Genomic DNA, 22,404 nt, shown 5'->3' with positions numbered 1-22,404 from the left:
ACAATGGCGGATTTTTCCCCGATGATGAAGCAATACTTTGAGATGAAAGAAAAGTATCCTAACACGATACTTTTCTTTCGCCTTGGCGATTTTTACGAGATGTTCTTCAACGACGCCAAGACCGTCTCCCGAGAGCTGGAGCTCACCCTCACCGGCCGGGAGTGCGGCCAGCAGGAGCGGGCCCCCATGTGCGGGGTGCCCTTCCACAGCGCTGAAGGTTACATCGCCAAGTTGGTGGCGAGAGGCTATAAAGTGGCCATCTGTGAGCAGCTGGAGGACCCCAAGCTGGCCAAGGGCTTGGTAAAACGGGACGTGATCCGGGTCATCACTCCTGGCACCGTGGTGGAGAACTCCATGTTGGACGAGAGCCGCAACAATTTCCTCTGCTCTCTCTGTTATGAGGAGGGAGGGCTTGGCTTGTGCTTTGGCGATATCTCTACCGGCGACCTGACCGCCGACCAGGTGCTTGCCCCGGACCGGGAGACCCTGCTGCATATTTTGGAGGACCGCCTGGCCCGCTACAGCCCCAGCGAGATTGTCCTCAATCCTCAGGCCCTGGATTTGACCGGCCTGGCGGACTTTATCCGGGACAAGCTCCACGCCGCGGTGGAGTGCCAGGATGGGGAGCTGTACGGGGATTTGGAACAGGCCCAGCAGGCGGTCTCCCGCCAGTTTGGCGGGCAGAGCCTGGCCCAGCTGGAGCTCTCCGACAAGCCCCTGGCGGTGAAGGCGTTGTCCGCCCTGTTTGATTATTTGGGCCGCACCCAGATCACGGGCTTGGAACGCATGAACGAGGTGGAGATCGGCGCGGACGCCGGGGTGATGGGCCTGGATATCAACGCCCGCCGGAACCTGGAACTGACAGAAACTCTTCGCAACAAGGAGAAAAAGGGCTCCCTCCTTTGGGTGCTGGACCGCACTAAAACAGCCATGGGCAAGCGGCTCATCAAGACCTGGCTGGAGCAGCCCCTTCTCAGCCCCGCCCGTATCACCCGGCGGCTGAATGCCGTGGAGGAGCTGTTTGATAACCCTCAGCTCTTGGACGAGCTCACGGAGCAGCTCACCGGCATCTACGATTTGGAGCGCATTATGACCCGCATTGTCTACGGCTCCGCCAACGGCCGGGAGCTCCGGTCTTTGGCGGCGGCTTTGGGACGCCTGCCCGGCTTGAAAGCCATGCTGGCCCCCTGCCAGGCCACACTGCTCCAGCAGCTGCGCCAGGAGATGGACGGCTTGGAGGATGTGGCCCAGCTCATTGACGCCGCCATTGTGGACGACCCGCCTTTTACCATCCGGGAAGGCGGTATCATTCGGGAGGGCTATAACCAGGAGCTGGACGAGGTCAAGCGGGACATGAATGGCGGCCGGGAGCTGATTGCCGCAGTGGAGGCCCGGGAGCGGGAACGCACCGGTATCCCCAAGTTGAAAACCGGCTATAACCGGGTGTTCGGCTACTACATCGAGGTGTCCAACAGCTATAAGAGCCAGGTGCCCGAAGACTACATCCGCAAGCAGACCCTCACCGGCGGCGAGCGTTACATCACCCAAGAGCTGAAAGACCTGGAGAACCGGATTCTGGGCGCCCACGACCGCTCCATCGCCATGGAATCCAAGCTCTTTGAGGAAATCCGCCAGCATGTGGCCCAGCAGCTTTCCCGGGTGCAGGCCTCTGCCAAGGCGGTGGCCGTGCTGGATGTGCTGTGCTCTTTTGCGGTTGTCTCCGTGAAGAACGACTACACCCGGCCGGTCATCAACATGAGCGGCAAGCTGTACTTAAAGGACAGCCGCCACCCCGTGGTGGAGGCCCTCCTTCACGATGCGCCCTTTGTTCCCAACGATGTGGACATGGATATGAACGATGACCGGGTGGCCATCATTACAGGCCCCAACATGGCCGGCAAGTCCACCTTTATGCGCCAGACAGCCATCATCACCATCATGGCCCAGGCCGGGTGTTTTGTCCCGGCTGCCGTGGCGGAAATTGGCATTGTAGACGCTATCTTCACCCGGGTGGGCGCTTCCGATGACCTTTCAGCGGGCCAGTCCACGTTTATGATTGAGATGGCAGAGGTGGCGGATATCCTGAAGAACGCCACCAAGAACAGCCTTATTATCTTTGACGAGATCGGCCGCGGCACTTCCACCTTCGACGGCATGAGCATCGCCCGGGCCGTGCTGGAGTATGTCCATGACAAAAAGCTGGTGGGGGCCAAGACCATGTTTGCCACCCATTATCACGAGCTCACCGCTCTGGAGGATCAGCTCCCCGGGGTGAAGAACTTCAATATCGCCGTGAAGAAGCGGGGGGATGACATCACCTTCCTGCGGCGCATTGTCCGGGGCGGGGCTGATGACAGCTTCGGCATCGAGGTGGCCAAGCTGGCCGGCGTGCCGGACAAGGTCATCCGCCGGGCCAAGCAGGTGTTGGCAGAGCTGGAGGAGACCGGGGGAGAGGGCCTTCGCCCCACCCACCGCCGGTTCTCTGAGGAGCCCGTGCAGCTGACCATGGACACCGTAGACGGCGAAGTGCTGCAAAAGCTGCGCAATCTGGATGTGAACAGCCTGACGCCCATCCAGTGCATGAACACGCTGTTTGAGCTGTGCAGCATGTTGAAGTGAGGTTCCTGCTATGGAGATTCGCAAACTGTGCCCGGAAGAGTGGGGCGCTGCCGCCGCCCTTGTGTGGCAGGTGTTCCAGCGCTTTGAAGCGCCGGAGTACCCGCCTCAGGGGGTGGAGGCCTTCCGCTCCTTTTTAGAGGACAGGCAGGGCCTGCTGTCCCTGGAGGCTTGGGCCGCCTGGGAAGGGGAGGAACTGGCGGGGGTGCTTGCCTCCCGGAGGGAAGGCTCCCATATCTGCCTGTGTTTCGTCCGGGAGGACTTTCACCGGCAGGGAATCGGCAGGTCGCTGTGGGAACGCTTTTTGGCGGAGACCTGTGCCAAACGGATTACCGTTCACTCCTCGCCGTATGCCGTGGGCTTTTACCACCGGCTGGGCTTTCTGGATACGGCGGAAGAACAGCAGCAGAACGGCATCCGTTTCACCCCGATGGAATTCACACGTTAGAGCGTTTTGAAAGGAGGCGGTACTATGCCCAGAATACAAGTGCTGGATAAGCAGGTGGCAGAACTCATCGCTGCGGGCGAGGTGGTAGACCGCCCCTCTTCCGTCATCAAAGAGCTGGTGGAAAACGCCGTGGATGCGGGGGCCACCATCATCACGGTGGAGATCCGGCGGGGCGGCGTCACCTTTATGCGGGTGACGGACAACGGTTGCGGCATCGCACCCGAGGAAGTGCCCACCGCCTTTCTGCGCCACGCCACCAGCAAGGTGGCCCAGCAGGACGACCTGAATTCCATCGCCACCCTGGGTTTCCGGGGAGAGGCGTTGGCTTCCATCTCCGCGGTGGCCCATGTGGAGATGCTCACCCGGGTGCCCGGCGCCGTGGCTGGCGTGCGCTATGTGGGCGGCGGCTCCGAGGACTACACCTTGGAGGAAGCGGGCTGCCCCGAGGGCACCACCATCCTGGTGCGGGATCTGTTCTACAACACCCCCGCCCGGATGAAGTTCTTGAAGAAGGACTCCACCGAGGGCAATTCTGTGGCGGGCATTTTAGATAAGCTGGCCCTGTCCCACCCGGAGATTTCCTTCCGGTTCATCCGGGACGGCAAGGAGCAGCTCCACACCCCGGGGGATGGAAAGCTCTCTTCCACTATTTACGCCGTCTACGGCCGGGAGTTCTCCTCCACTCTCATCCCCGTAAAGTACGAGCTGGGCCACGTGAGAGTGGAGGGCTGCATCAGCGCCCCCACCTCCAGCCGGCCAAACCGCTCCATGCAGAACTTCTTCATCAACGGCCGGTACATCCGCAGCCGCACCGCCATGGCCGCCTTGGAAGAGGCCTATAAGGGCTCCATCATGGTGGGAAAATTTCCTGCCTGTGTGCTGCATCTGCACCTCTCCTTCGGGGCGGTGGACGTGAACGTCCATCCCGCCAAGCTGGAGGTGCGCTTTGTCAATGAGCGCCCCATTTTCGACGCGGTGTACCACGGGGTCAAATCCGCCCTTCACGCCGGGGACAAGCCCAAAGTCATGGAACTGAAGCGGCCCCCGGTGAACCCTTACGCCCCCGTTCTGGAGAAAAAGGAACAGCTCCACTTGGAGCCCCAGCCCCCAGCCCAGCGGCCTGTCCAGCGTTCCGTCCCAGTCCCTGCCCCCCAGAAGAGCCAGCCCCTTCCGGAGAGGGGCGTCCTTCTGCGGGACAGTGGCGGGCCGCCGGAGCGGACGCCGGCCTTCTCCGGCTTTTTGGAAAAGGTGCTGGACCGTGAGCCCCGCCCTGTGCCGCCCCCCAGCCCACAAGCCCCTCTGGCGGAGAGGCCTTCCCTGCGGCAGGCGGAAGAGGCTGCCGCAGCGCCATCCCCGGCGGACCTTCCCCTTCCCGCGGAGGAACCCGCCCCGCGGGAAATTCTAGCTCCCCCTGTGCGGGAATTCCACTCCCGCATAATCGGGGAGGCCTTCGGCACCTACCTCATTGTGGAGTACAGCAAAGAGGAGCTCATGTTTATTGACAAGCATGCCGCTCACGAGCGCCTGCTCTATGAACGCCTCAAGCGGGAAAACGCCGGGGGAGAGGCCCAAGCCCTGCTGGAGCCTGTCACTGTCACCCTGGACAAGGAGGAGTACACGGCGGTTTTGAACCATCTGGAGGCTTTCTCTCAAGCGGGGTTCGAGGTGGAGGACTTCGGAACCGGTACAGTGCTGGTGCGCTCGGCCCCCCTGCTGTTGGATGGGGGGGACGCAGCTGGGGCTGTGATGGAGATTGCGGGTTATTTGGCCTCTTTAAAGGACCGGATGACCACGGAGCATCAGGACTGGGTGTATCACAACGTGGCCTGCCGCGCCGCCATGAAGGCGGGGGACTCCATCACCCGGGAGGAGATGGTCTCCCTGGCCCAGGAGCTGGAGCGCAATCCCGATGTGCGGTATTGCCCCCATGGCCGTCCAGTGTACATCCTGTTGCGCCGCCGGGATATCGAGCGGCAGTTTGGACGTGTGTGATATGGCAGAGAATCGAATCCCTGTGGCGGCCGTGGTGGGCCCTACCGCCACAGGAAAGACAGAATTGGGCATCGGGCTGTGCCAGCGCCTGGGCGGCGAGGTGGTCTCCTGCGATTCCATGCAGGTCTACCGGGGCCTTCCCATTGGCACGGCCCAGCCAACCTCAGAAGAGCTGGCTGCGGTACCCCACCACTTGGTGGGATGCCTGGAGGTGGACCAGCCTTTCAGCGTCTCCGACTATGTAGAGGCTGCCGGGAAGGCGATTCAGGGCATCCGCGCCAGAGGCAAATTTCCCGTTTTGGTGGGGGGGACAGGGCTGTATGCCCGTTCTTTGCTGCGGGGTTTCTCCTTTGAGGAAAATGGACGGGATGAGGCACTGCGCCAGAAGCTGTTCCGGCAGGCGGAAGAGCAGGGGGCGGATGCCCTTTACCGGCGCCTGCAGGAGCTTGACCCCAAGGCGGCGGAGGAAATCCATCCCCACAATGTGAAGCGGGTGGTTCGGGCTTTGGAGTATATCCAGCTTTGCGGCGAGCCCTTTTCCCAGCAGGCAGAGCGTTCCCGCACAGCGCAGTCTCCGTATCAATACGTCATGCTCTGCCTCACCTATCGGGACCGCGAGGCTCTGTATCGCCGGATTGACCAGCGGGTGGACAGAATGCTGGAACAGGGCCTTTTAGAGGAGGCAAGGTTGTTTTTCAATCGCTGCCAGGGCTCCGAGAGAATCCCCACCGCCGCCCAGGCCATCGGCTACAAGGAACTGTTCCCCTACTTCCGGGGGGAGGCCTCCCTTGCGGAAGCGGTGGAGAGCATCAAGCGGGAGAGCCGCCGGTACGCCAAGCGGCAGATCACCTGGTTTAAGCGGGAGGAACGGGTGGAGTTCCTCTATGTGGACAGTTTTTCCAACCACCAGGCGCTGCTGGATGAAAGCCTGGCCCAGCTGGCGAAGTGGGGCGTTGTGAAAGGAGGCACGGCCTTTGAACAGTAAGAAGATACGAACCCTTGGCGCAGTGGTCCTGGCCTTCCTTGTGCTGCTGTATGTGGGCTATCAGGCCTATCAGGCCACCCACCAGAGCATCCGGACCGAAACCGCCATGTATGGAGAGGTCTCTGATGTGCTGCAGGCCCAGGGCTTCATCCTTCGCAACGAAACGGTCATTGATGAGAGCTACTCCGGCGTGCTCAGCTATCGGGTGGCGGATGGCTCTCGGGTTTCCCGGGGCGGGGTGATCGCAGACATCTTTTCCAATGAGAGCGACGCAGCCTCTCAGCGGGAACTGGACCAGTTGGACCAGGAGATCGAAAATTTGCAGTCTCTTTCGCAGACGGCCAATTTCTATGTGGCCAACCCTTCCATGCTGGGGGACCAGATCTATTCCGCTTTGGAGGGGATCAGCCAGCTGGTCAATGAAAATGATTTTTCCGGGCTGAACACCCAAAAGGGAGAGCTGCAGAATGCCCTCATCCGGCGCCAGCTGATTACCGGCGAGGAGAGCGCGGAAGATTACAGCCAGCGCATCAGCCAGCTGCAGAGCCAGCGGGATACCCTGGCTAGCCAGACTGGCTCTGCAACGGGGAGCATCCTGGCCCCGGAAGCGGGCTACTTTATCAGCACTGTGGACGGCCTGGAAAATGTGATGGATATTTCCCAGGTGGAGAGCATTACGGTGGCCCAGGCGGAGGAGCTTTTAGAGCAGCAGCCCTCTTCCACAGATGCGGTTGGGAAAATCTGCCAGGATTTTAACTGGTACGCGGTCTGCGTCTTCGATGAGGATGACATGGTCCATTTTGAAGGCGTGGAGGACGTGTATTTGGATATCCCCTTTGCCAGCACGGAACAGATTCCCGCAAAGGTGCTGGCGCGGAATTCCGACGGGGAAAGCGGCAAGACGGCGGTGGTGTTCCAGTGCTCCACCATGGACGCGGATATTGCCGCGGTGCGCAATGAGGCCATCCAGGTGACGGTGAACACGTACTCGGGCGTGTTGGTGAACGAGAGGGCCATTCGTTTTGCGGATGTGGAGTATGCCACCACCGATGAGGCAGGGAATACGGTTACCCAGGTGCAGGAAAATGTCAAGGGCGTGTATGTGCTCTATGGCGGGCAGCTGGAGTTTGTGCAAGTCTTTACGGACCAAACGGTCAATGGATATGCAATCTGCAGGACGAATCTTACGGAAGAGGAACAGTCCATGCTGGTGACGGATTCCACAATCCAGCTGTACGACCAAGTTGTAGTAGAAGGGACGGACCTATATGATGGAAAAATCGTTCGATGAACGCTGCGCGGCATTCGACGAGAACTACCCCCGGGTGCTGGAGCAGATTGCCCAGGCGGCGGTCCAGGCAGGGCGCAGGCCAGAGGAGGTCACCCTGCTGGCGGCCACCAAGACCGTGCCCTTGGAGGTGGTTAACCACGCCATCAGCAGGGGGCTCTCTTGCATAGGGGAGAACCGGGTGCAGGAGCTCTTGGAAAAATACGACGGCTTGGACCGGGCCCACTGCGACGTGCAGTTCATCGGCCAGCTGCAGACCAACAAGGTCAAGTATCTGATGGGGAAGGTCAGCTGCATCCAGTCGGTGGGCAGCGTCAGGCTGGCCCGAGAGATCTCCCGCCTGTGCCAGCGGGAGAACACCACGATGAAAGTGCTCATCGAGGTGAACATCGGACGGGAGGAGAGCAAGGGCGGCGTGCTGCCCGAGGCCCTTCTGGAGGTGGTGGACGAAGTCCGGCAGCTGCCCGGCATCCAGGTGGAGGGGCTTATGGCCATTCCACCCATCTGTGAGGACGTGAAAAAACTTCGCGGCTATTTTTCCGCCATGCGGCAATCTTATGTTGACATAGCGGCGAAAAAATTAGATAATGTATCTATGAACTGCTTATCCATGGGAATGTCCTCTGACTTCCCAGAAGCCATCGCCTGCGGGGCCACCATGGTGCGGGTGGGTTCCTCGCTTTTCGGAAAAAGGGTGTATCCCCAGCACTAACACACTATCGTTTTCAGGAGGTTGATACCATATGGCAGGATTGGTCGATAAGCTCCACAAAATGTGGAATCCGCCGGAGGATGAATACGAAGATTATTATGAGGACGAGCAGCCGGAGGAGGAGAGCTCCTCCAGCCGCAGCTCTTACAGCGAGCCCCGCCGCTCCTCTTCCTATTCTTTTTCCGATTTTGCTTCCCGGAGCGAGTCTTCCGGCGGTAACCGGGTGGTGAACATCAACGCCAAAGCCCAGCTTCAGGTGGTGCTGTTCAAGCCCATCTCCTTTGGGGAGGAAACCCGGGCTGTGGCCGATGAGCTTTTAAAGCGCCACACCGTGGTGCTCAATCTGGAGAAGACAGAGAAAGAGGTCTCTCGCCGCATTGTGGATTTTCTCAGCGGTGTGGCCTATGCCAACAATGGGAAAATCAAGCGCATCGCCACCAACACGTTTATTATTACGCCCTACAATGTGGATTTGACCGGCGATGACGTCTTAGATGAGCTGGAAAACAGCGGGCTTTACTTTTAAGCGGAAGGCCGATGACAAAGGAACAAGAGCTGCTTGCCGCCCGGCTGGAGGATTACAGCCGGCTGGGGCAAAAACGCCCATGCTTCTTGGGTTTTTTGGATGAAGCCCAGGCCGCCTTTTGTGAGGATTTTCTCTCCCGCCGCAGGGTGTCCACTCTGTTTTGGGGCGGTTATGAGGAGGCGGAGCGTGTGATGCTGGGCTTTTTTCCAGAATACCTGGAGCCCGCCCCCCAGCACTTTCCTATTGTGCCGCTCTCACTTTCCTACCGGAAGGAATTTACCCTTACCCATCGGGATTTTTTAGGTTCCTTCATGGCCCTGGGTGTGGAGCGGGATGTGGTGGGGGATATCTTGGTGGGGGAGGGACGGTGCGTTGCCTTCCTCCGTGAGGAAATGGCGGAGTATTTTTTACAGAACATTGAAAAGATCGGCCGGGTGGGGGTAAAGGCCTCTCTTTCCCGGGAGGAGCCCCTTCCCATTGCCCGGACTTTTTTGGACATGAGCGGCGTTGTGGCATCGCCGCGGCTGGACTGCCTGGTGGCATTTTTGTGCCGCACCAGCCGGGAAAAGGCAGCTGGCTTAATTGCCGCCGGTCTGGTTTCAGTAAATCATCGGGAGGCGCTTTCGCCTTCTTCCAGGCTGCAAGAGGGAGATAAGGTTTCGGTGCGCCGGCAGGGAAAGTTTTTGCTGGACCAGCTGGGGCCGACCACCGGCAAAGGCCGGCTTGTGGTGAAATGCAGGAAATATCAATAAGGGGGACTTCCAACATGTTGACCGTGAAGGAAATCAACGAAGTGAGCTTTGGAAAAGCGAGCTTTTCCGGGTATAAGGCGGAGGACGTGGATAATTTTATCGACGAGGTGGTCGAGTCCTTCACTCAGCTTCAAGCCGAGAGGGACGACGCCTTGCAGCAGAACGCCCAGCTCAGCGACCAGCTGAATGAGGTGAACGGCCAAATTAACGAGCTGAAGGCGAAAAACGCAGAGCTGCAAAAGAAGCTGGGCATCCTGGCGCAAAAGATTGAATCCTACCGGGAGGAAGAGGATGGCATCAAGGAGGCGATCCTCAGCGCCCAACGCATTGCAAAAGAGTCTATCAAAGAGGCCCAGGGCAAGGCAGCCGTCATGGTGGCGGACGCGGAAGAGAGCGCCAAGCGCATCCTGGCCAACGCCCGGGATGACGCAGCCCGCGCTGCCCGCGAGTATGCCGAGCAGGTGGACCGCAAGCGCTCAGAGCTGGAGGAGATGAAACGCCAGGTCTCTGCTTTCCGCGTTTCCCTGCTGGAGATGTATAAAAAGCATTTGGAGAGCATCAACCATATTCCCAGCTTCCGCATCAAAGAGACCCCTCCCGCCCCGGCTGCTGCGCAGCAGCCGGAGAGCCGGCCCGCCCCTGAGCCGGCCCCGGCACCCCAGCCCGAGCCGGAGCCGGAACCCCTTCCGGAACCGGAGCCCGAACCTGAATTGGTAGAGGAAGCCCCCGCTGTCCAGCCGGAGCCGCAGCCGGTTCCCCGCAGGTCTGCCGAGCCCTCCTCTCCGGCGCCCCGCTCCCTCCATGATAAGGTGGATCTAAGCGAGGAGCAAACGGCCCCTTATTTGGATGACGACCTCTCTCAGGTGGGTATTGACCTTACGGCTTACAGCGATATCCCAGAATCCTTGAAGAGGGAAAAAGAGTCCAACTTCAGCAACCTGGAATTTGGGGACAATGTGGACCTAGGAAAGAAAAAACGCAGGAAATGATGGGGCACAACCTTTGGGCGCAAATCGGTTTTTGCGCCCTTTTTGTACACTGTCCCAAGGAAAAGGAGATCATTTTGAAACCGGAAAACAGAAATCGAAGCGTAGCCACAGGCGTGGCTGTCCTGGTGGTGGCAGTGGTGCTGCTTGCCATTGACCAGATCTCGAAATACTTTGTGCTCACTGCGCTCAAGCCCGTGGGAACTGTCACGGTAATCCCCGGGCTGCTGGAGCTGACCTATGTAGAAAACACAGGAGCGGCTTTTGGCCTGTTCAAGAGCGCTATCTGGCTTGTCATTGCAGTAACGGTGATTGCCGCCGCTGTAATTTTAGTGCTCCTGTTCCGCTACAAGCACCACAGCTTTTTCAGCTACACCACCTCGGCCCTTTTGATTGCGGGGGGCTTGGGAAATCTCATCGACCGCATAGTTCACGGCTTTGTGGTGGACTTCATCCATGTGCTGTTTTTTGGGTATGTTTTCAATTTCGCCGATTGCTGCATCACGGTGGGTGCCGTGCTGTTTGTCATCCATATGCTGTTCTTTTCCTATAAGGAAAGAAGCCTCTCTCCGGAGGGGGAAGACGGGAAATGAGCCTGCAGAGGAGAATCCCTGTGGAAGAGCCGGGCCAGCGGGTGGACAAGCTGCTTTCCGCCGCCCTGGAGGACTTGACCCGTTCCGCTGTGCAGAATTTAATTCAAGAGGGGTGCGTCACCTGTGGAGGAAAACCGGTTTCCAAAAGCGCTAAGTTGAAGCCCGGGGACCTGTTGATAGTGGAGCTTCCTGAGGTGCGCCCTCTGGAGGTCCTCCCAGAGGCGATTCCCCTGGATATTGTCTATGAGGACAGCGACCTGTTGGTGGTGAACAAGCCTAAGGGCATGGTGGTCCATCCCGCGCCGGGGCATCCGGGCGGAACGCTGGTCAATGCGCTGCTGTATCATTGCGGCGGCTCCCTCTCTGGTATCAACGGGGTGGCTCGCCCGGGGATTGTCCACCGCATTGACAAAGACACCAGCGGCCTGCTGATTGTGGCAAAAAACGATTTTTCCCACAACCATTTGGCTCAGCAGATTCAGGCCCACTCCTTTACCCGGGAGTACAGCGCGGTGGTTTACGGCACTTTCAAGGAGGACTCCGGCACAGTGGACCAGCCCTTAGGGCGCCATCCCACAGACCGGAAGAAAATGGCTGTGCTGCCTCAGTCCCCCAGCGCGCGGCGGGCCGTGACGCATTTCTGGGTGGTTCAGCGGTTTCAAGGCTTTACTCAGCTGCGCCTCCGGCTGGAAACAGGGCGCACCCATCAAATCCGGGTGCATATGGCGTTTCTAGGCCATCCCGTAGCGGGAGATCCTGTATATGGCCCCAAAAAAGTCATCACCTCCCTGGAAGGCCAGTGCCTCCATGCGGGAAAAATCGGGTTTGTCCACCCCCGCACCGGAGAGTACTTGGAGTTTGAAGCGCCCTTGCCCCCCTATTTCACTGCGTTTCTCCGCAAGCTGAAGGAAGTGTGACACATGGATCGGGAGACGAAAATCCGCGGAGCCATTATCTTGACTGCGGCCGTCATCACAGCGGCGGCCTTGTTGGGCCTGTATAGTTCCCAGCCTATCCAGCTGTATCAAGTGGTGGTCCAGCCAACGGCTGCTCCGGCAGAGATGGGCCTCCCTTCTCAGGAGACAGCGCCCATCCAAGAGGAAGGCTCCCTTGCCTTAGAAGCTTCGGCCTTTTCAAGCGCTTCTTCGGGGGAAGAGCTGGTAGAGCCCGACCCGGAGGGACCCCAAGAAGTGCTGGTGGAAAAGAGCGTCAACATCAATACCGCTACCCTGGAGGAGCTGGATAAGCTGCCCGGTGTGGGGCCGGTTATCGCCCAGCGCATCATCGACTACCGGGAACAGAACAACGGTTTTTATGACGTGCAAGAGCTGATGGATGTCTCCGGTATAGGGGAAAAGACCTTTGCCAAGCTGGAGCCGTACATTACAACGGAATAACCCCCCTTTCGCAAAAAAAGGAACGGCAGGGCACGAAAAGCCTTACCGTTCCTTTTTCTACATAATTACTTTTACCTTCTATCGCTGGCAAAGTGGATGCCTGCCTGGTCCCGCATGGCCTCCATCAGTTCAGAGACCTGCAGGGCCAGCTCCGAGCACCGGGCGTATTCAGCGGCGGAGGCATCCGGCTCTGTGATGTACCGGAAAAAGTCCTTAGCTTCCCAGCCCATCAGTTTGTACTTTTCGTCATCCCCATAGAGGGCCTCTTTTGTTCCATCCTTGCGCCACAGAGAAAATCCGGCCAGCCGGGAGATGGATTCCACAGAGAGGGTGCCCTCCGTGCCTTGGAAGTCACTGTTGGCCCCGGCCTGCCCCAGCTTGGAGTAGGTCAACGTCACCAGCTTGTCGGGGTATCGCAGCGTGGCAATGCCCGCCCCATCGGCCCCGCTCTCCATCATGTGGGGCCGGAGGGAGAAGCTCTCCGGCTTCCCGAACAGGGCCAGGGCCGGGTACACGCAGTAGACCCCCAGGTCCATCAAAGCGCCGGTCTCCAGGGCCGGGTTGAAGATGTTGGGCAGTTCCCCCTGCAAATACCGGTCCAACTTGGAGGAACGCTGGCAGAAGTCCAGCTTTACCAGGCTGATTTGCCCCAGCTGCTGCAGGGTGTCCTCCAGCAGTTTCCGCTGGGGGAGGTGCAGGTACATGATGGCCTCCAGAAACACTGCGCCATGCTCCTGGGCAATGCGCTGCAGTTCCCGCACCTTGCTGGCCTGGGCGCACAGGGGTTTTTCACAGATGACGTGCTTGCCCCGCTCCAAAAAAGCCTTGCTGTGTTCATAGTGGAGGGCATTGGGGCTGGAGATATACACCGCGTCGATGTAGTCAGAGGCGGCCATCTCTTCCAAGTTGGTAAAGGCGTATTTGGCGCCGTGACGCCGGGCGTACTCCTCCGCCCGTTCCTTGGTGCGGGAATACACTGCCGTCAGTTCCCACAAACCGCTGTCCTTGGCCCCGTGGATGTACTCATCACAAATCCATCCCGAGCCGATGGTTCCAAATCGCAGCATAAGCCCCCCTCACTCCACGTTGTAAACGGCGGTCTTAATGATGTCCTTAATTTTCTCCATGTCCTCCAGTACCACATACTCCAGCTTGCCGTGGGCGTTGGCGCCGCCTGTGCAGATGTTGGGGCAGGGAAGTCCCATAAAGGAGAGCCGGGCGCCGTCAGTGCCCCCGCGGATGGGCAGGGTAATGGGCTCCACGCCGTTTTCCCGCATGGCCCGCTCCATGGTTTCGATAATGTCCATGCGGGGCAGGATCTTCTCCTTCATGTTGTAATAAGTGTCCTTCACTGTCAGGGTCAAAGGCTGGCTGGGATACTTCGCGTTGATGTAAGAAGCCGCCTGGCCCATCAGCTCCTTCTTCCGTTGAAAGAGCTCCTTGTCGTGATCCCGGATGATAAACTGCATGGTGGTGTGCTCCACGTTGCCCTGGATGGAATCTAAGTGGATGAAGCCCTCATACAGCTCTGTGTGCTCCGGCACCTGCTCTTTGGGGAGCAGGGCGCAGTATTCCATGGCAACGCTCATGGAGTTGACCATCTTGTTCTTGGCGCCACCGGTGTGAATGGAGAAGCCCTCCACCTCCACCGTGGCAGAGGCAGCGTTAAAGTTCTCATACTCCAGCTCCCCCAGGGTGCCGCCGTCCACGGTGTAGGCATAGTCGCAGCCAAAGCCCTCCACATCAAAGTGGTCGGCGCCCTCTCCGATCTCCTCATCCGGGGTAAAGCCGATCTTGACGGTGCCGTGGGGCTTCCCCTCTTTCAGAATCTCCGCCGCCGCACAGAGGATCTCCGCCACGCCGGCCTTGTCGTCGCCCCCCAGCAGGGTGGTGCCGTCGGTGGTGATAAGGGTTTTGCCCACCTGCTCTTTCAGGGCGGGGTACTCCGCAGGGGAGAGGGACAGGCCGCTGGTCCCCAAGGCGATGGTGTCCCCCTGGTAATTTTCAATGACCTGGGGCTTGATATTTTCTCCGCAGACGCCGCCGTAGGTGTCCATGTGGGCGATAAAGCCCACGGTGTTCTTGCGGGCGTCCGTAGCGGGGATGGTGCCATACACATACCCCAGCTCGTCCATGTGGGCGTCCTCTATGCCGATGGACTTCATGTGCTCCACGATGTGGGCGCCCAGCACCTTCTGGCCCGGGGTGCTGGGGGTGGTGCCGGTGGTCTCGTCCGAGCCAGTGCTGTAGGAGACCAGATCAAGAAACACGTCTTTTACAGACATTACACTTCACTCCAATACTTTTTCAAATTGGCAAGGCCAATGCGCACCGCGTCCAACGGGCGCTCCATCCCTTCAAATTCAATGGCCACAGTGCCGTCATATCCTGCGGCTTTCAGCAGATGCAGGCACTGCTTCACCGGCACATTGCCGTGGCCGATGACAGTCCCCCGCAGGAAATTGCCGCCCCGGGTGCGGAAGGCGCCCTCGCCGGGGTCTTCGCTGTAGAAGGGCTTTACAATGAAATCCTTGGCGTGGACGTACCTGGCGTAGGGGGCCAGCCGGGCCACCGCCTGGGCGGGGTCCTCATCGGCGCACAGGAAGTTCCCTATGTCGCACAGCAGCCCGAAGTTGGGGTGCCCCACCGCTGTGTAGAGCTTCTCCACCCGCTCCGAGTCCTGGGAGAAGAAGCCGTGGTTCTCTGTCATGGTAACCACGCCCTTAGCGGCAGCGTACTCTGTCACCTCCCGGGTTGCCTGGGCCAGGGTGGGGAGCAGGCTGTCATAGCTCTGGTACTTGCCGGAATCCCGGGCGTATCCCTGGGTGATGTCGTGGCGCATCCGGGGCGCTCCCAGCAGCGCGGCGATGTCCACCCAGCTCTTCACCCGTTGGACTTCCTGCTCCAGGTTGCCGCCGCTGCCGTTGAGAAAGTCCGCGGCCACAGCCAGGGAAGAGAAGGGCAAGCCGCAGCGGTCCGCCACCTCTTTCAGGTGCCGGGCCTGGGCCTCCATTTCCTCCTGGGTGCCGCTGAAGTTCACGAAGTCCACGGCTTCCACCGCGTCGAAGCCAAGCTCCTTGGCGGCGAGGATGCACTCCTCAGAGGTCATCTCCCCGCTTTGAATGGCGCTGTAAAAACTGTAGAGACTGACAGAGAATTTCATAAAAACAACTCCTCATGGTATGTTTGATAAAATAGCGGAACCCGGCAAAGAGCACCTTGCCGGGCACGCGTTATTGCTTATAAAAGGGGAAATCAATCGCCAAAGCTGATTCCAATTTGCCGGGCAGCCTTGATCTCATCGCAGTCCACAGGCACGCTCTTCAGCTTGCCGGCTACATTCTCCAGCGGCACAGGTGTGCACTGACCGTTCACCATGCCCACCATCACGCCAAAGGTCTTTTCCTTGATGAACCGGGCAGCAGTGGCCCCCAGCCGGGTGCACAGAACCCGGTCATAGGCACAGGGGCTGCCGCCGCGCTGGAAATGGCCTGGCACACAGACCCGGATTTCGTTGTCGATCTTCTCAGAAAGCTCCTCGGCAATGCGGTACACAATGGAGGGATGGGGGAAATTCTCCCGGGCCTTTTTCCGCTCTTTTTTGGAAAGGGCCGCCTCCTCCTTGGAGATGGCACCCTCGGCTACCGCCAGAATGGAGAATTTTTTGCCCCGTTTGATGCGGTCGTTCAGGCACTTGGCCACCTTGTCAATGTCATAGGGGATCTCCGGCAGCAGAATGACGTCCGCGCCGCCCGCAATGCCCGCGGACAGAGTCAGCCATCCCACCTTGTGGCCCATCACCTCCACAATAAATACCCGCCCGTGAGAGGTGGCTGTGGTATGGATGCAGTCGATGACATTGGTGGCGATCTCCACCGCGCTGTGGAAACCAAAGGTCACGTCAGTGCCCCAGATATCGTTGTCGATGGTCTTGGGCAGGTGAATGACGTTCAGCCCCTCTTCCCGCAGCAGGTTGGCGGTCTTCTGGGTGCCGTTGCCCCCCAGGATCACCAGGCAGTCCAGCTTCATTTTCTTGTAGTTTTCCTTCATGGACTTCACTTTGTCCACGCTGTTTTCGTCAATGACCCGCATGGTCTTGAAGGGCTGGCGGGAAGTGCCCAGCAGCGTGCCCCCCAAAGTGAGAATGCCGGAAAAATCCGACTCTGCCATCTTCTTATATTCTCCAAAGATCAGCCCCTTGTAGCCATCCTTAATGCCGTAAATTTCCACATCCTTGCCAAATTCCTGATAGAGTCCCTTGGCCACGCCGCGGATGGCGGCATTTAAGCCTTGGCAGTCACCGCCGCTGGTCAAAATACCCACACGCTTCAATTTGATCATCCTCTCTGAAAATCATCTGCCCAGCCGCCAGTACCCGACTCTTTCCGGCAGCATTTTATACCAATATTGTACCAAACTTCCTTCCGCTGTCAAGTGCCTGCGCTCTCTTCAGCGGAATGGATGGGGATGAGAGGGCTGTCCTTCTGCAGCTCTTCCTTGGCCTTCAGGCGCTCCTTGGCAATGCGGTAGAAGGTCAGCTGGCTGCTGCAGGCAGTGCGGCCGCGGCGGGATACGTGCTGATAGCTGGTGTCCGGCAGCATCATCCGGGCGTTGGTGTTGTCGTTCAGCAGAATGTCCAGAATCTCAAAGGCCCGCTGTTTCAGGTCTTCGTCCTCAATGGGGAACACCAGCTCAATGCGGCGGTCCAGGTTGCGGGGCATCCAGTCGGCGCTGCCCATGTAGATCTTGGGGTTGCCCGCGTTTTCAAACTTGAATACCCGGCTGTGTTCCAACAGCTGTCCCACAATGCTGATGACCGTGATGTTTTCACTGACGCCCTCCAGCCCAGGAATGAGGCAGCAGATGCCCCGCACCACCAGTTTTACGGGTACTCCCGCCTGAGAAGCCTCGTACAGCAGGGAGATGATCTCCGGGTCCACCAGGGAGTTGACCTTGGCGGTGATGCCGCTGGGCAGGCCCTTTTTGGCGTTTTCCGTCTCGTTTTGGATCATCCGGCGGAAGAAGGCCCGCATCCCATGGGGCGCCACCACAAAGTGGCGGTACTCCGGGGGCCGGGAATAGCCTGTGATCACGTTGAACAGGGAAGAGGCGTCCGCCCCGTATTGGCTGTTGCAGGTGAACAGGCCCACGTCCGTGTAGATCTTGGCGGTGGAGTCGTTGTAGTTGCCGGTGCCCAGGTGCAGGTAGCGGCGGATGCCGTCCTCCTCCTGGCGCACCACCAGGGCGATCTTGCAGTGGGTTTTCAGCCCCTGCAGGCCGTAAATAACGTGGCAGCCCGCTTTTTCCAGCTTGTTGGCCCAGTTGATGTTGTTCTCCTCGTCAAAGCGAGCCTTCAGTTCCACCAGCACGGTCACCTGTTTGCCGTTCTCCACGGCTTTGATCAGCGCCGCGATGATGGGCGAGTTGCCGGAGACCCGGTACAGCGTCTGCTTGATGGCCAGAACATTTTCATCCTCGGCCGCCTGTTCGATGAACTGCACCACGCAGTCAAAGCTCTCATAGGGGTGGTGCACCATTCGGTCCTTCTCCCGTATGGCCTCAAAAATGTCCGTGTAGCCCCAGAAGTCCGCCGGAGGGGTCACCGGGCGGATGGGCTCAAAGCACAGGGACTCGAACCCCTTCACCCCCGCAAATTTGGAGAGGAAGGTCAAATCCAGGGGGCCGGGCACCTCATAGATCTCGTTCTTCTTGATGCCCAGCATTTCAATGAGAAAACTTTTGATGGAGGCGTTGCATTTGTTCAGCAGCTCCAGCCGCACAGGCCGGCCCCGCTTGCGCCGCTTGATGGACTTCTTCACCTCGCTCATAAAGTCCTCGGCCTCGTCATCAATCTCTTGGTCAGAGTCCCGGGTCACCCGGAAGGGGCAGGCGGCCACAATATCGTGTAGCTCAAACAGCTCGTCCAGCTTGTGGATAATGACCTCCTCCAGCAGGGTGAACTGCCGGACCCCCGCATTGGCGGGAAGCTCTAAAAACCGCGGGAGGATGGAGGGCACCTGCACAATGGCAAACACCTTTTCCTCTTTATTGTGTTCTTTGCTTTTCAGGCATACGGCAATATTCAGGGACTTGTTGGCCAGCAGGGGGAAGGGGCGGCTGCTGTCCACCGCCAAGGGGGTCAGCACGGGGAACAGAACCCGCTGAAAGTACTGAGAGAGGTACTCCTTCTGCCTGCCGTCCATTTCTTCCACAGAGAGGAACCGGATGCCCTGCTTTTCCAGGGCAGGAAGAATGGAGCGGTGCAGGCAGGAGTACTGCCGCTCCATAAAGCGGTGGGTCTTTTCTTCCAAAAGGGGAAGCAGCTCCTGGGGGGTTAAGTCAAAGTCGTTGCCCTTCTGCTTGTATTTTGAGTTAACCTGGGCTTTGACGCCAGCCACACGCACCATGAAAAATTCATCCAGGTTCGACCCGGTAATGGCCAGAAAACGCAGCCGCTCCATCAAGGGGTTTTCCTTTTTCGTGGCCTCCTCCAGCACCCGGGCGTTAAAGTCCATCCAGCTCAGTTCCCGATTGTAATAGGGCATCCTCTTTTCCGCCATAAATAACACCTCATATCATGTCAAATTTGATGGAGAGCTCGGGGGAAAGGCCGAACACCTCCTTAAAGTACTGGGCCGATTCCGCAAAGGCCCACCGCTCCAGCAGCGTGTTTTCTGAAGCTTTGGCTTTAAAGATCACCTGGTCGTCCTCCAGGGTGATCTTCAGGTCCCGCAGCTTGCCCCGGTGGGACTTGTCCAGGGCGTTGGCCAGCCGGAAAATGGCGGACATCTTGGAGATGACAATGCGCTCCTCCATAGGCAGCCAGGCAAAATCCGGGTTTTCCTCCACAGAAAGGTTGTCCGAAATGCTGCCCGCCACAAAAGCGGTCTCCAGCACCTCGCTTTGGCGCAGGCCGAAGATATCCATGCCCTTAATCAGGTCGAAGGTGCACTGGTTGTGCTGCCGCACGTTCACAAAGCTGCCGCAGCTGTGAAGAATGGCCGCCAGCTCCAGCAGCAGCCGCTTAGAGGAATCCAGCCCATGGATCTTCTTCAGCCGGTCAAAGAGCTTACTGCAGGTCCCGGCGATGGCGGCAGAGTGTTCCAGGTCACATCCAAAGCTCCGCGCTGTGGTCTGGGCACAGGCAATGGCGCTTTCCCGCAAGTCGGCGGCAAGGGTGGAAGCCGCCTTGGGCATCAGCGTACGGCGAAGAATGGCTTCGGAAATGTCCACCGGGGGAGAGATAACGGTTTCCGCCTGAGGGCAAAACCGCAGAAAACCCGTGTAGATGGAAAGCGATGTGTACAGCAGGGCCGCCCGCTCCTCGGAAATGCCAAAGCGGTTGGCAATGCTCTCTGCCGTGGCAGTGCGCAGGGATTGGTATAGGCTGGTGAGCTTTTTCACACTGATCTCATAGGGGGCGCCGGATTTTTTGGCTTCGCACAGGCTGGCCACCAGTTCCAGCTGCGAGCCCGTGAGGATCAGGTTTTTAACCTGGAAGCCGGAGATGGCAATGCGGTTGAAAATGGTGTCCAGGTATTCCTCTATAATATAATGGAAGTCCTCCGCTTCCTGGCGCAGGCTCCGCAGCACGTCGTGCAGCTTTAAGGCGCCCATGGAGATGTTCTGGGAATAAACAACCCGCTGCCCGTCATACACGGCCACGCCAATGCTGCCAGAGCCCACATAGGCGATCATGGTGTTGCCGTTTTCCAGCTGGCAGCCGTTGAGCTTTTCGATGATTTCCTGATAGATGTAGGCCTTTTCCTGGCTGTCCTCCAGCACGGTCACGTCTACGCCGTTGCGCACCTTCAGCTGATCCGCCACCAAAGCCCGGTTTTTAGCCTCCCGCAGGGCCGTGCAGGAGATGACCTTGGGCTTCTCGATATTGTAGGAAAGCAGCGCGGCTGAAAATTTAGAGAGCACGCTGGAGATTTCCCGCAGGCTGTCAAAGCTGATGGACCCGCTGGAAAACACATCGTGCCCCAGGCTGACGGGATACTCCAGGCGGTCCAGCGTGGCAAGGCGGCCCTTGCTCCACTGGGAGACCCGCATCCGTACATTGTTGGTGCCGATCTCAATGACAGCGGCCGCGCGGGCTGCGCTTTTCTTGTTCAAGAGGAACCCCTCCTAAAAAATGAATTTTGAACTTTTTTTATTATACCAAAATCCAGGGGGATGTTCAAATCACAATCGCTGTTTTTTGCGGGAATTCCGGCGAATTTTACATGGATTTAACACAAATCCAAAGGGGAAGCAGCACGGGGCGCCGGCGTGCCCTGGAAAAAAGAGGGGAAAAAGGGCCGAAAAAAGAAAAGAAAAAAATTTTTCATTTCCCTCTTGATTTTTTCGGAAACATCCGTTATAATAATCAAGCGCCATACGGAGAGGTATTCTAATGGTAAGGAGCCACATTGGAAATGTGGTGTGCCGCAAGGCATTGTGCGTTCGAGTCGCATCCTCTCCGCCATTAAAACGCTGAATTCTTTGAATTCAGCGTTTTTTCATATTTTCCCCTTGCCAGATGGGCTTTCGTGGGGTATCATGTATTCATTGTTTCAATTTGAAAGGGAAAGGAAGGGAGCGGCTTTTGGTGCCGCGCCAGAGTATGAAGAGAGACGAAGTAGCAGCGTTTTACAAGGACCTTCCCTCCTATGCGGGGAAGACCGTCACCGTCTGCGGCTGGGCCCGGTCTATCCGGGACTCCAAAGCCCTGGGCTTTATCGACCTGAACGACGGCACCTCCTTCAAAGGTGTGCAGGTGGTGTTTGAAGATGGGAAGATCGAGAATTTCAAGGAGATCGCTTCCCAGAATGTGGGCGCTGCCCTGCGCGTTACGGGCACCCTGTTGGAGACCCCCCAGGCCAAGCAGCCCTTTGAGATTCACGCCTCTGAGATCGTGGTGGAGGGCGCCTCTTCTCCGGAATACCCCCTGCAGAAAAAACGCCACACGGTGGAGTTCCTGCGCACCATTGCCCACCTGCGGCCCCGCACCAACCTGTACAGCGCGGCCTACCGGGTGCGTTCTGCGGCGGCCTTCGGCATTCACAAATTCTTCCAGGAGAATGGCTTCGTCTACGCTCACACCCCCATCATCACTGGCAGCGACTGCGAGGGCGCGGGGGAGATGTTCCAGGTGACTACCCTGGACCTGGAGAACCTGCCCAAGAACGAGGACGGCACCGTCAACTACAAGGAGGACTTCTTCCAGAAGCCCACGTCCCTCACGGTATCCGGCCAGCTGGAGGCGGAGTGCATGGCCATGGCCTTCGGCAAGGTGTACACCTTCGGTCCCACCTTCCGGGCGGAGCGCTCCTACACCCAGCGCCATGCCGCGGAGTTCTGGATGATCGAACCTGAGATGGCCTTTGCCGACCTGACCGATGACATGGACGTCATCGAGGCGGCCATCAAATATGTCATCAACTATGTGCTGGAGACCTGCCCCCAGGACATGGAGTTTTGTAACCAGTTTGTGGATAAGGGCCTTCTGGACCGGCTGCGCCATGTGGCCAGCTCCGATTTCGTCCGGGTCAGCTACACGGACGCGGTGAAGATCCTGGAGCCCCACAACGATGAGTTTGAGTTCAAAGTGAGCTGGGGCTGCGACCTGCAGACCGAGCACGAGAAGTTCCTGACGGAGAAGCACTTTGGCAAGCCGGTGTTCGTCACCGACTATCCCAAGGAGATCAAGGCTTTCTATATGCGTCTCAACGACGACGGCAAGACTGTGGCTGCCACCGATCTGCTGGTCCCCGGCATCGGCGAGCTGGTGGGCGCCAGCCAGCGTGAGGAGCGTTATGACGTGCTGCTTCAGCGCATCCGGGAGCTGGGCCTCAACGAAGAGGACTACTGGTGGTACTTGGACCTGCGGCGCTTTGGCGGCAACAAGCACGCGGGCTTCGGCATCGGCTTCGAGCGGCTGGTGATGTACCTTACCGGCATTGCCAACATCCGGGACGTGCTGCCCTTCCCCCGCACCACCGGTGTGGCGGAGTTCTAAATCCCAAACATTCACAAGGGGCCTGCGTTGCCGCAGGCCCCTTGTTTTTTGAGAGAAACCGCCCCAGGCCTCCGGAATGTGGGCCATGCGGTGCTGGGGCGCCTAT

At 58.7% G+C, this 22,404-nt stretch carries 19 protein-coding genes and 1 tRNA gene; 14 read left to right on the top strand and 6 right to left on the bottom strand.

Annotation, left to right across the window (positions count from 1 at the left end):
- Positions 1 to 3: 3 nt before the first annotated feature.
- The 12 genes from mutS (at position 4) to ODJ80_RS05980 (ending at position 12,295) form a co-directional block, all read left to right on the top strand.
- Entirely contained in the window at positions 4 to 2,619 is a 2,616-nt protein-coding gene (mutS, locus tag ODJ80_RS06035) for a DNA mismatch repair protein MutS (RefSeq protein WP_263041345.1), read from the top strand.
- A gap of 10 nt (positions 2,620 to 2,629) precedes the next feature.
- Positions 2,630 to 3,064: a GNAT family N-acetyltransferase gene (locus ODJ80_RS06030; RefSeq protein WP_178862638.1), complete on the top strand. Its 435-nt coding sequence runs from the start codon at positions 2,630 to 2,632 to the stop codon at positions 3,062 to 3,064.
- A 24-nt stretch (positions 3,065 to 3,088) separates the two neighbouring features.
- Positions 3,089 to 5,056, top strand: coding sequence for a DNA mismatch repair endonuclease MutL (mutL, locus tag ODJ80_RS06025; protein ID WP_263041344.1), 1,968 nt, complete (start codon positions 3,089 to 3,091; stop codon positions 5,054 to 5,056).
- 1 nt (position 5,057) lies between these two features.
- Positions 5,058 to 6,041 (top strand): tRNA (adenosine(37)-N6)-dimethylallyltransferase MiaA, encoded by a 984-nt coding sequence (gene miaA / locus ODJ80_RS06020; RefSeq protein WP_263041343.1) that lies wholly within the window; start codon positions 5,058 to 5,060, stop codon positions 6,039 to 6,041.
- Positions 6,031 to 7,332, top strand: coding sequence for an HlyD family efflux transporter periplasmic adaptor subunit (locus ODJ80_RS06015; protein WP_263041342.1), 1,302 nt, complete (start codon positions 6,031 to 6,033; stop codon positions 7,330 to 7,332). Before miaA ends, ODJ80_RS06015 begins: the two co-directional genes overlap by 11 nt.
- A complete protein-coding gene (locus ODJ80_RS06010) occupies positions 7,310 to 8,041 on the top strand; it encodes a YggS family pyridoxal phosphate-dependent enzyme (RefSeq protein WP_178862646.1) in 732 nt (243 codons plus the stop codon). Before ODJ80_RS06015 ends, ODJ80_RS06010 begins: the two co-directional genes overlap by 23 nt.
- Positions 8,042 to 8,072: 31 nt before the next feature.
- On the top strand, positions 8,073 to 8,567 hold the full coding sequence (locus ODJ80_RS06005; RefSeq protein WP_263041341.1) for a cell division protein SepF: 495 nt from the start codon (positions 8,073 to 8,075) through the stop codon (positions 8,565 to 8,567).
- An 11-nt stretch (positions 8,568 to 8,578) separates the two neighbouring features.
- Positions 8,579 to 9,319, top strand: a complete 741-nt coding sequence (locus ODJ80_RS06000; protein WP_263041340.1) for a YlmH family RNA-binding protein — start codon at positions 8,579 to 8,581, stop codon at positions 9,317 to 9,319.
- Between the two features lie 14 nt (positions 9,320 to 9,333).
- Positions 9,334 to 10,308 carry a DivIVA domain-containing protein gene (locus ODJ80_RS05995; protein ID WP_263041339.1) on the top strand — a complete coding sequence of 325 codons (975 nt, stop codon included), beginning with the start codon at positions 9,334 to 9,336 and terminating at the stop codon, positions 10,306 to 10,308.
- Between the two features lie 74 nt (positions 10,309 to 10,382).
- On the top strand, positions 10,383 to 10,898 hold the full coding sequence (gene lspA, locus ODJ80_RS05990) for a signal peptidase II (RefSeq protein ID WP_263041338.1): 516 nt from the start codon (positions 10,383 to 10,385) through the stop codon (positions 10,896 to 10,898).
- Complete coding sequence (locus ODJ80_RS05985; protein WP_263041337.1) at positions 10,895 to 11,815, top strand: RluA family pseudouridine synthase; 921 nt, start codon at positions 10,895 to 10,897, stop codon at positions 11,813 to 11,815. Before lspA ends, ODJ80_RS05985 begins: the two co-directional genes overlap by 4 nt.
- A 3-nt stretch (positions 11,816 to 11,818) precedes the next feature.
- Positions 11,819 to 12,295: a ComEA family DNA-binding protein gene (locus ODJ80_RS05980; protein WP_263041336.1), complete on the top strand. Its 477-nt coding sequence runs from the start codon at positions 11,819 to 11,821 to the stop codon at positions 12,293 to 12,295.
- Between the two features lie 71 nt (positions 12,296 to 12,366).
- Here ODJ80_RS05980 and ODJ80_RS05975 read toward each other — a convergent pair whose 3' ends face one another.
- The 6 genes from ODJ80_RS05975 to ODJ80_RS05950 all read right to left on the bottom strand — a co-directional run bounded on the left by ODJ80_RS05975 (position 12,367) and on the right by ODJ80_RS05950 (position 20,413).
- The gene (locus ODJ80_RS05975; protein ID WP_263041335.1) at positions 12,367 to 13,362 is read right to left on the bottom strand and encodes a Gfo/Idh/MocA family protein; all 996 of its coding nucleotides are present in this window, start codon (positions 13,360 to 13,362) and stop codon (positions 12,367 to 12,369) included.
- A gap of 9 nt (positions 13,363 to 13,371) precedes the next feature.
- On the bottom strand, positions 13,372 to 14,580 hold the full coding sequence (pepT, locus tag ODJ80_RS05970; RefSeq protein WP_263041334.1) for a peptidase T: 1,209 nt from the start codon (positions 14,578 to 14,580) through the stop codon (positions 13,372 to 13,374).
- Positions 14,580 to 15,458 (bottom strand): sugar phosphate isomerase/epimerase family protein, encoded by an 879-nt coding sequence (locus tag ODJ80_RS05965; RefSeq protein ID WP_263041333.1) that lies wholly within the window; start codon positions 15,456 to 15,458, stop codon positions 14,580 to 14,582. Before ODJ80_RS05965 ends, pepT begins: the two co-directional genes overlap by 1 nt.
- A gap of 92 nt (positions 15,459 to 15,550) precedes the next feature.
- On the bottom strand, positions 15,551 to 16,627 hold the full coding sequence (locus ODJ80_RS05960; protein WP_178862706.1) for a 6-phosphofructokinase: 1,077 nt from the start codon (positions 16,625 to 16,627) through the stop codon (positions 15,551 to 15,553).
- A gap of 98 nt (positions 16,628 to 16,725) precedes the next feature.
- The gene (locus ODJ80_RS05955) at positions 16,726 to 18,855 is read right to left on the bottom strand and encodes an RNA degradosome polyphosphate kinase (protein WP_263041332.1); all 2,130 of its coding nucleotides are present in this window, start codon (positions 18,853 to 18,855) and stop codon (positions 16,726 to 16,728) included.
- A 10-nt stretch (positions 18,856 to 18,865) separates the two neighbouring features.
- Positions 18,866 to 20,413: a Ppx/GppA phosphatase family protein gene (locus ODJ80_RS05950; protein ID WP_263041331.1), complete on the bottom strand. Its 1,548-nt coding sequence runs from the start codon at positions 20,411 to 20,413 to the stop codon at positions 18,866 to 18,868.
- 266 nt (positions 20,414 to 20,679) lie between these two features.
- Here ODJ80_RS05950 and ODJ80_RS05945 point away from each other — a divergent pair.
- Positions 20,680 to 20,765 (top strand) — tRNA-Ser (locus tag ODJ80_RS05945).
- 138 nt (positions 20,766 to 20,903) lie between these two features.
- Complete coding sequence (asnS, locus tag ODJ80_RS05940) at positions 20,904 to 22,298, top strand: asparagine--tRNA ligase (RefSeq protein WP_178862708.1); 1,395 nt, start codon at positions 20,904 to 20,906, stop codon at positions 22,296 to 22,298.
- Positions 22,299 to 22,404 lie beyond the last annotated feature (106 nt).

Origin of the sequence: Acutalibacter sp. LFL-21, from assembly GCF_025630755.1 — a bacterium.
In the GTDB taxonomy this organism is placed as follows: Bacteria; Bacillota; Clostridia; order Oscillospirales; family Acutalibacteraceae; genus Acutalibacter; species Acutalibacter stercoravium.
Note: the sequence above shows the minus strand (reverse complement) of the source record. Positions and strands in the feature narration are given on the sequence as shown.

Bases quoted from the DNA above. Each gene is read 5' to 3' on its own strand.
- mutS (WP_263041345.1), top strand. From the start codon at position 4: ATGGCGGATTTTTCCCCGATGATGAAGCAATACTTTGAGATGAAAGAA.
- ODJ80_RS05975 (WP_263041335.1), bottom strand. From the start codon at position 13,362: ATGCTGCGATTTGGAACCATCGGCTCGGGATGGATTTGTGATGAGTAC.
- asnS (WP_178862708.1), top strand. From the start codon at position 20,904: ATGAAGAGAGACGAAGTAGCAGCGTTTTACAAGGACCTTCCCTCCTAT.
- ODJ80_RS06000 (WP_263041340.1), top strand. From the start codon at position 8,579: ATGACAAAGGAACAAGAGCTGCTTGCCGCCCGGCTGGAGGATTACAGC.
- ODJ80_RS05995 (WP_263041339.1), top strand. From the start codon at position 9,334: ATGTTGACCGTGAAGGAAATCAACGAAGTGAGCTTTGGAAAAGCGAGC.
- ODJ80_RS06030 (WP_178862638.1), top strand. From the start codon at position 2,630: ATGGAGATTCGCAAACTGTGCCCGGAAGAGTGGGGCGCTGCCGCCGCC.
- ODJ80_RS06005 (WP_263041341.1), top strand. From the start codon at position 8,073: ATGGCAGGATTGGTCGATAAGCTCCACAAAATGTGGAATCCGCCGGAG.
- mutL (WP_263041344.1), top strand. From the start codon at position 3,089: ATGCCCAGAATACAAGTGCTGGATAAGCAGGTGGCAGAACTCATCGCT.
- pepT (WP_263041334.1), bottom strand. From the start codon at position 14,580: ATGTCTGTAAAAGACGTGTTTCTTGATCTGGTCTCCTACAGCACTGGC.
- ODJ80_RS05965 (WP_263041333.1), bottom strand. From the start codon at position 15,458: ATGAAATTCTCTGTCAGTCTCTACAGTTTTTACAGCGCCATTCAAAGC.
- ODJ80_RS05955 (WP_263041332.1), bottom strand. From the start codon at position 18,855: ATGGCGGAAAAGAGGATGCCCTATTACAATCGGGAACTGAGCTGGATG.
- ODJ80_RS05985 (WP_263041337.1), top strand. From the start codon at position 10,895: ATGAGCCTGCAGAGGAGAATCCCTGTGGAAGAGCCGGGCCAGCGGGTG.
- ODJ80_RS05980 (WP_263041336.1), top strand. From the start codon at position 11,819: ATGGATCGGGAGACGAAAATCCGCGGAGCCATTATCTTGACTGCGGCC.
- miaA (WP_263041343.1), top strand. From the start codon at position 5,058: ATGGCAGAGAATCGAATCCCTGTGGCGGCCGTGGTGGGCCCTACCGCC.
- ODJ80_RS06010 (WP_178862646.1), top strand. From the start codon at position 7,310: ATGATGGAAAAATCGTTCGATGAACGCTGCGCGGCATTCGACGAGAAC.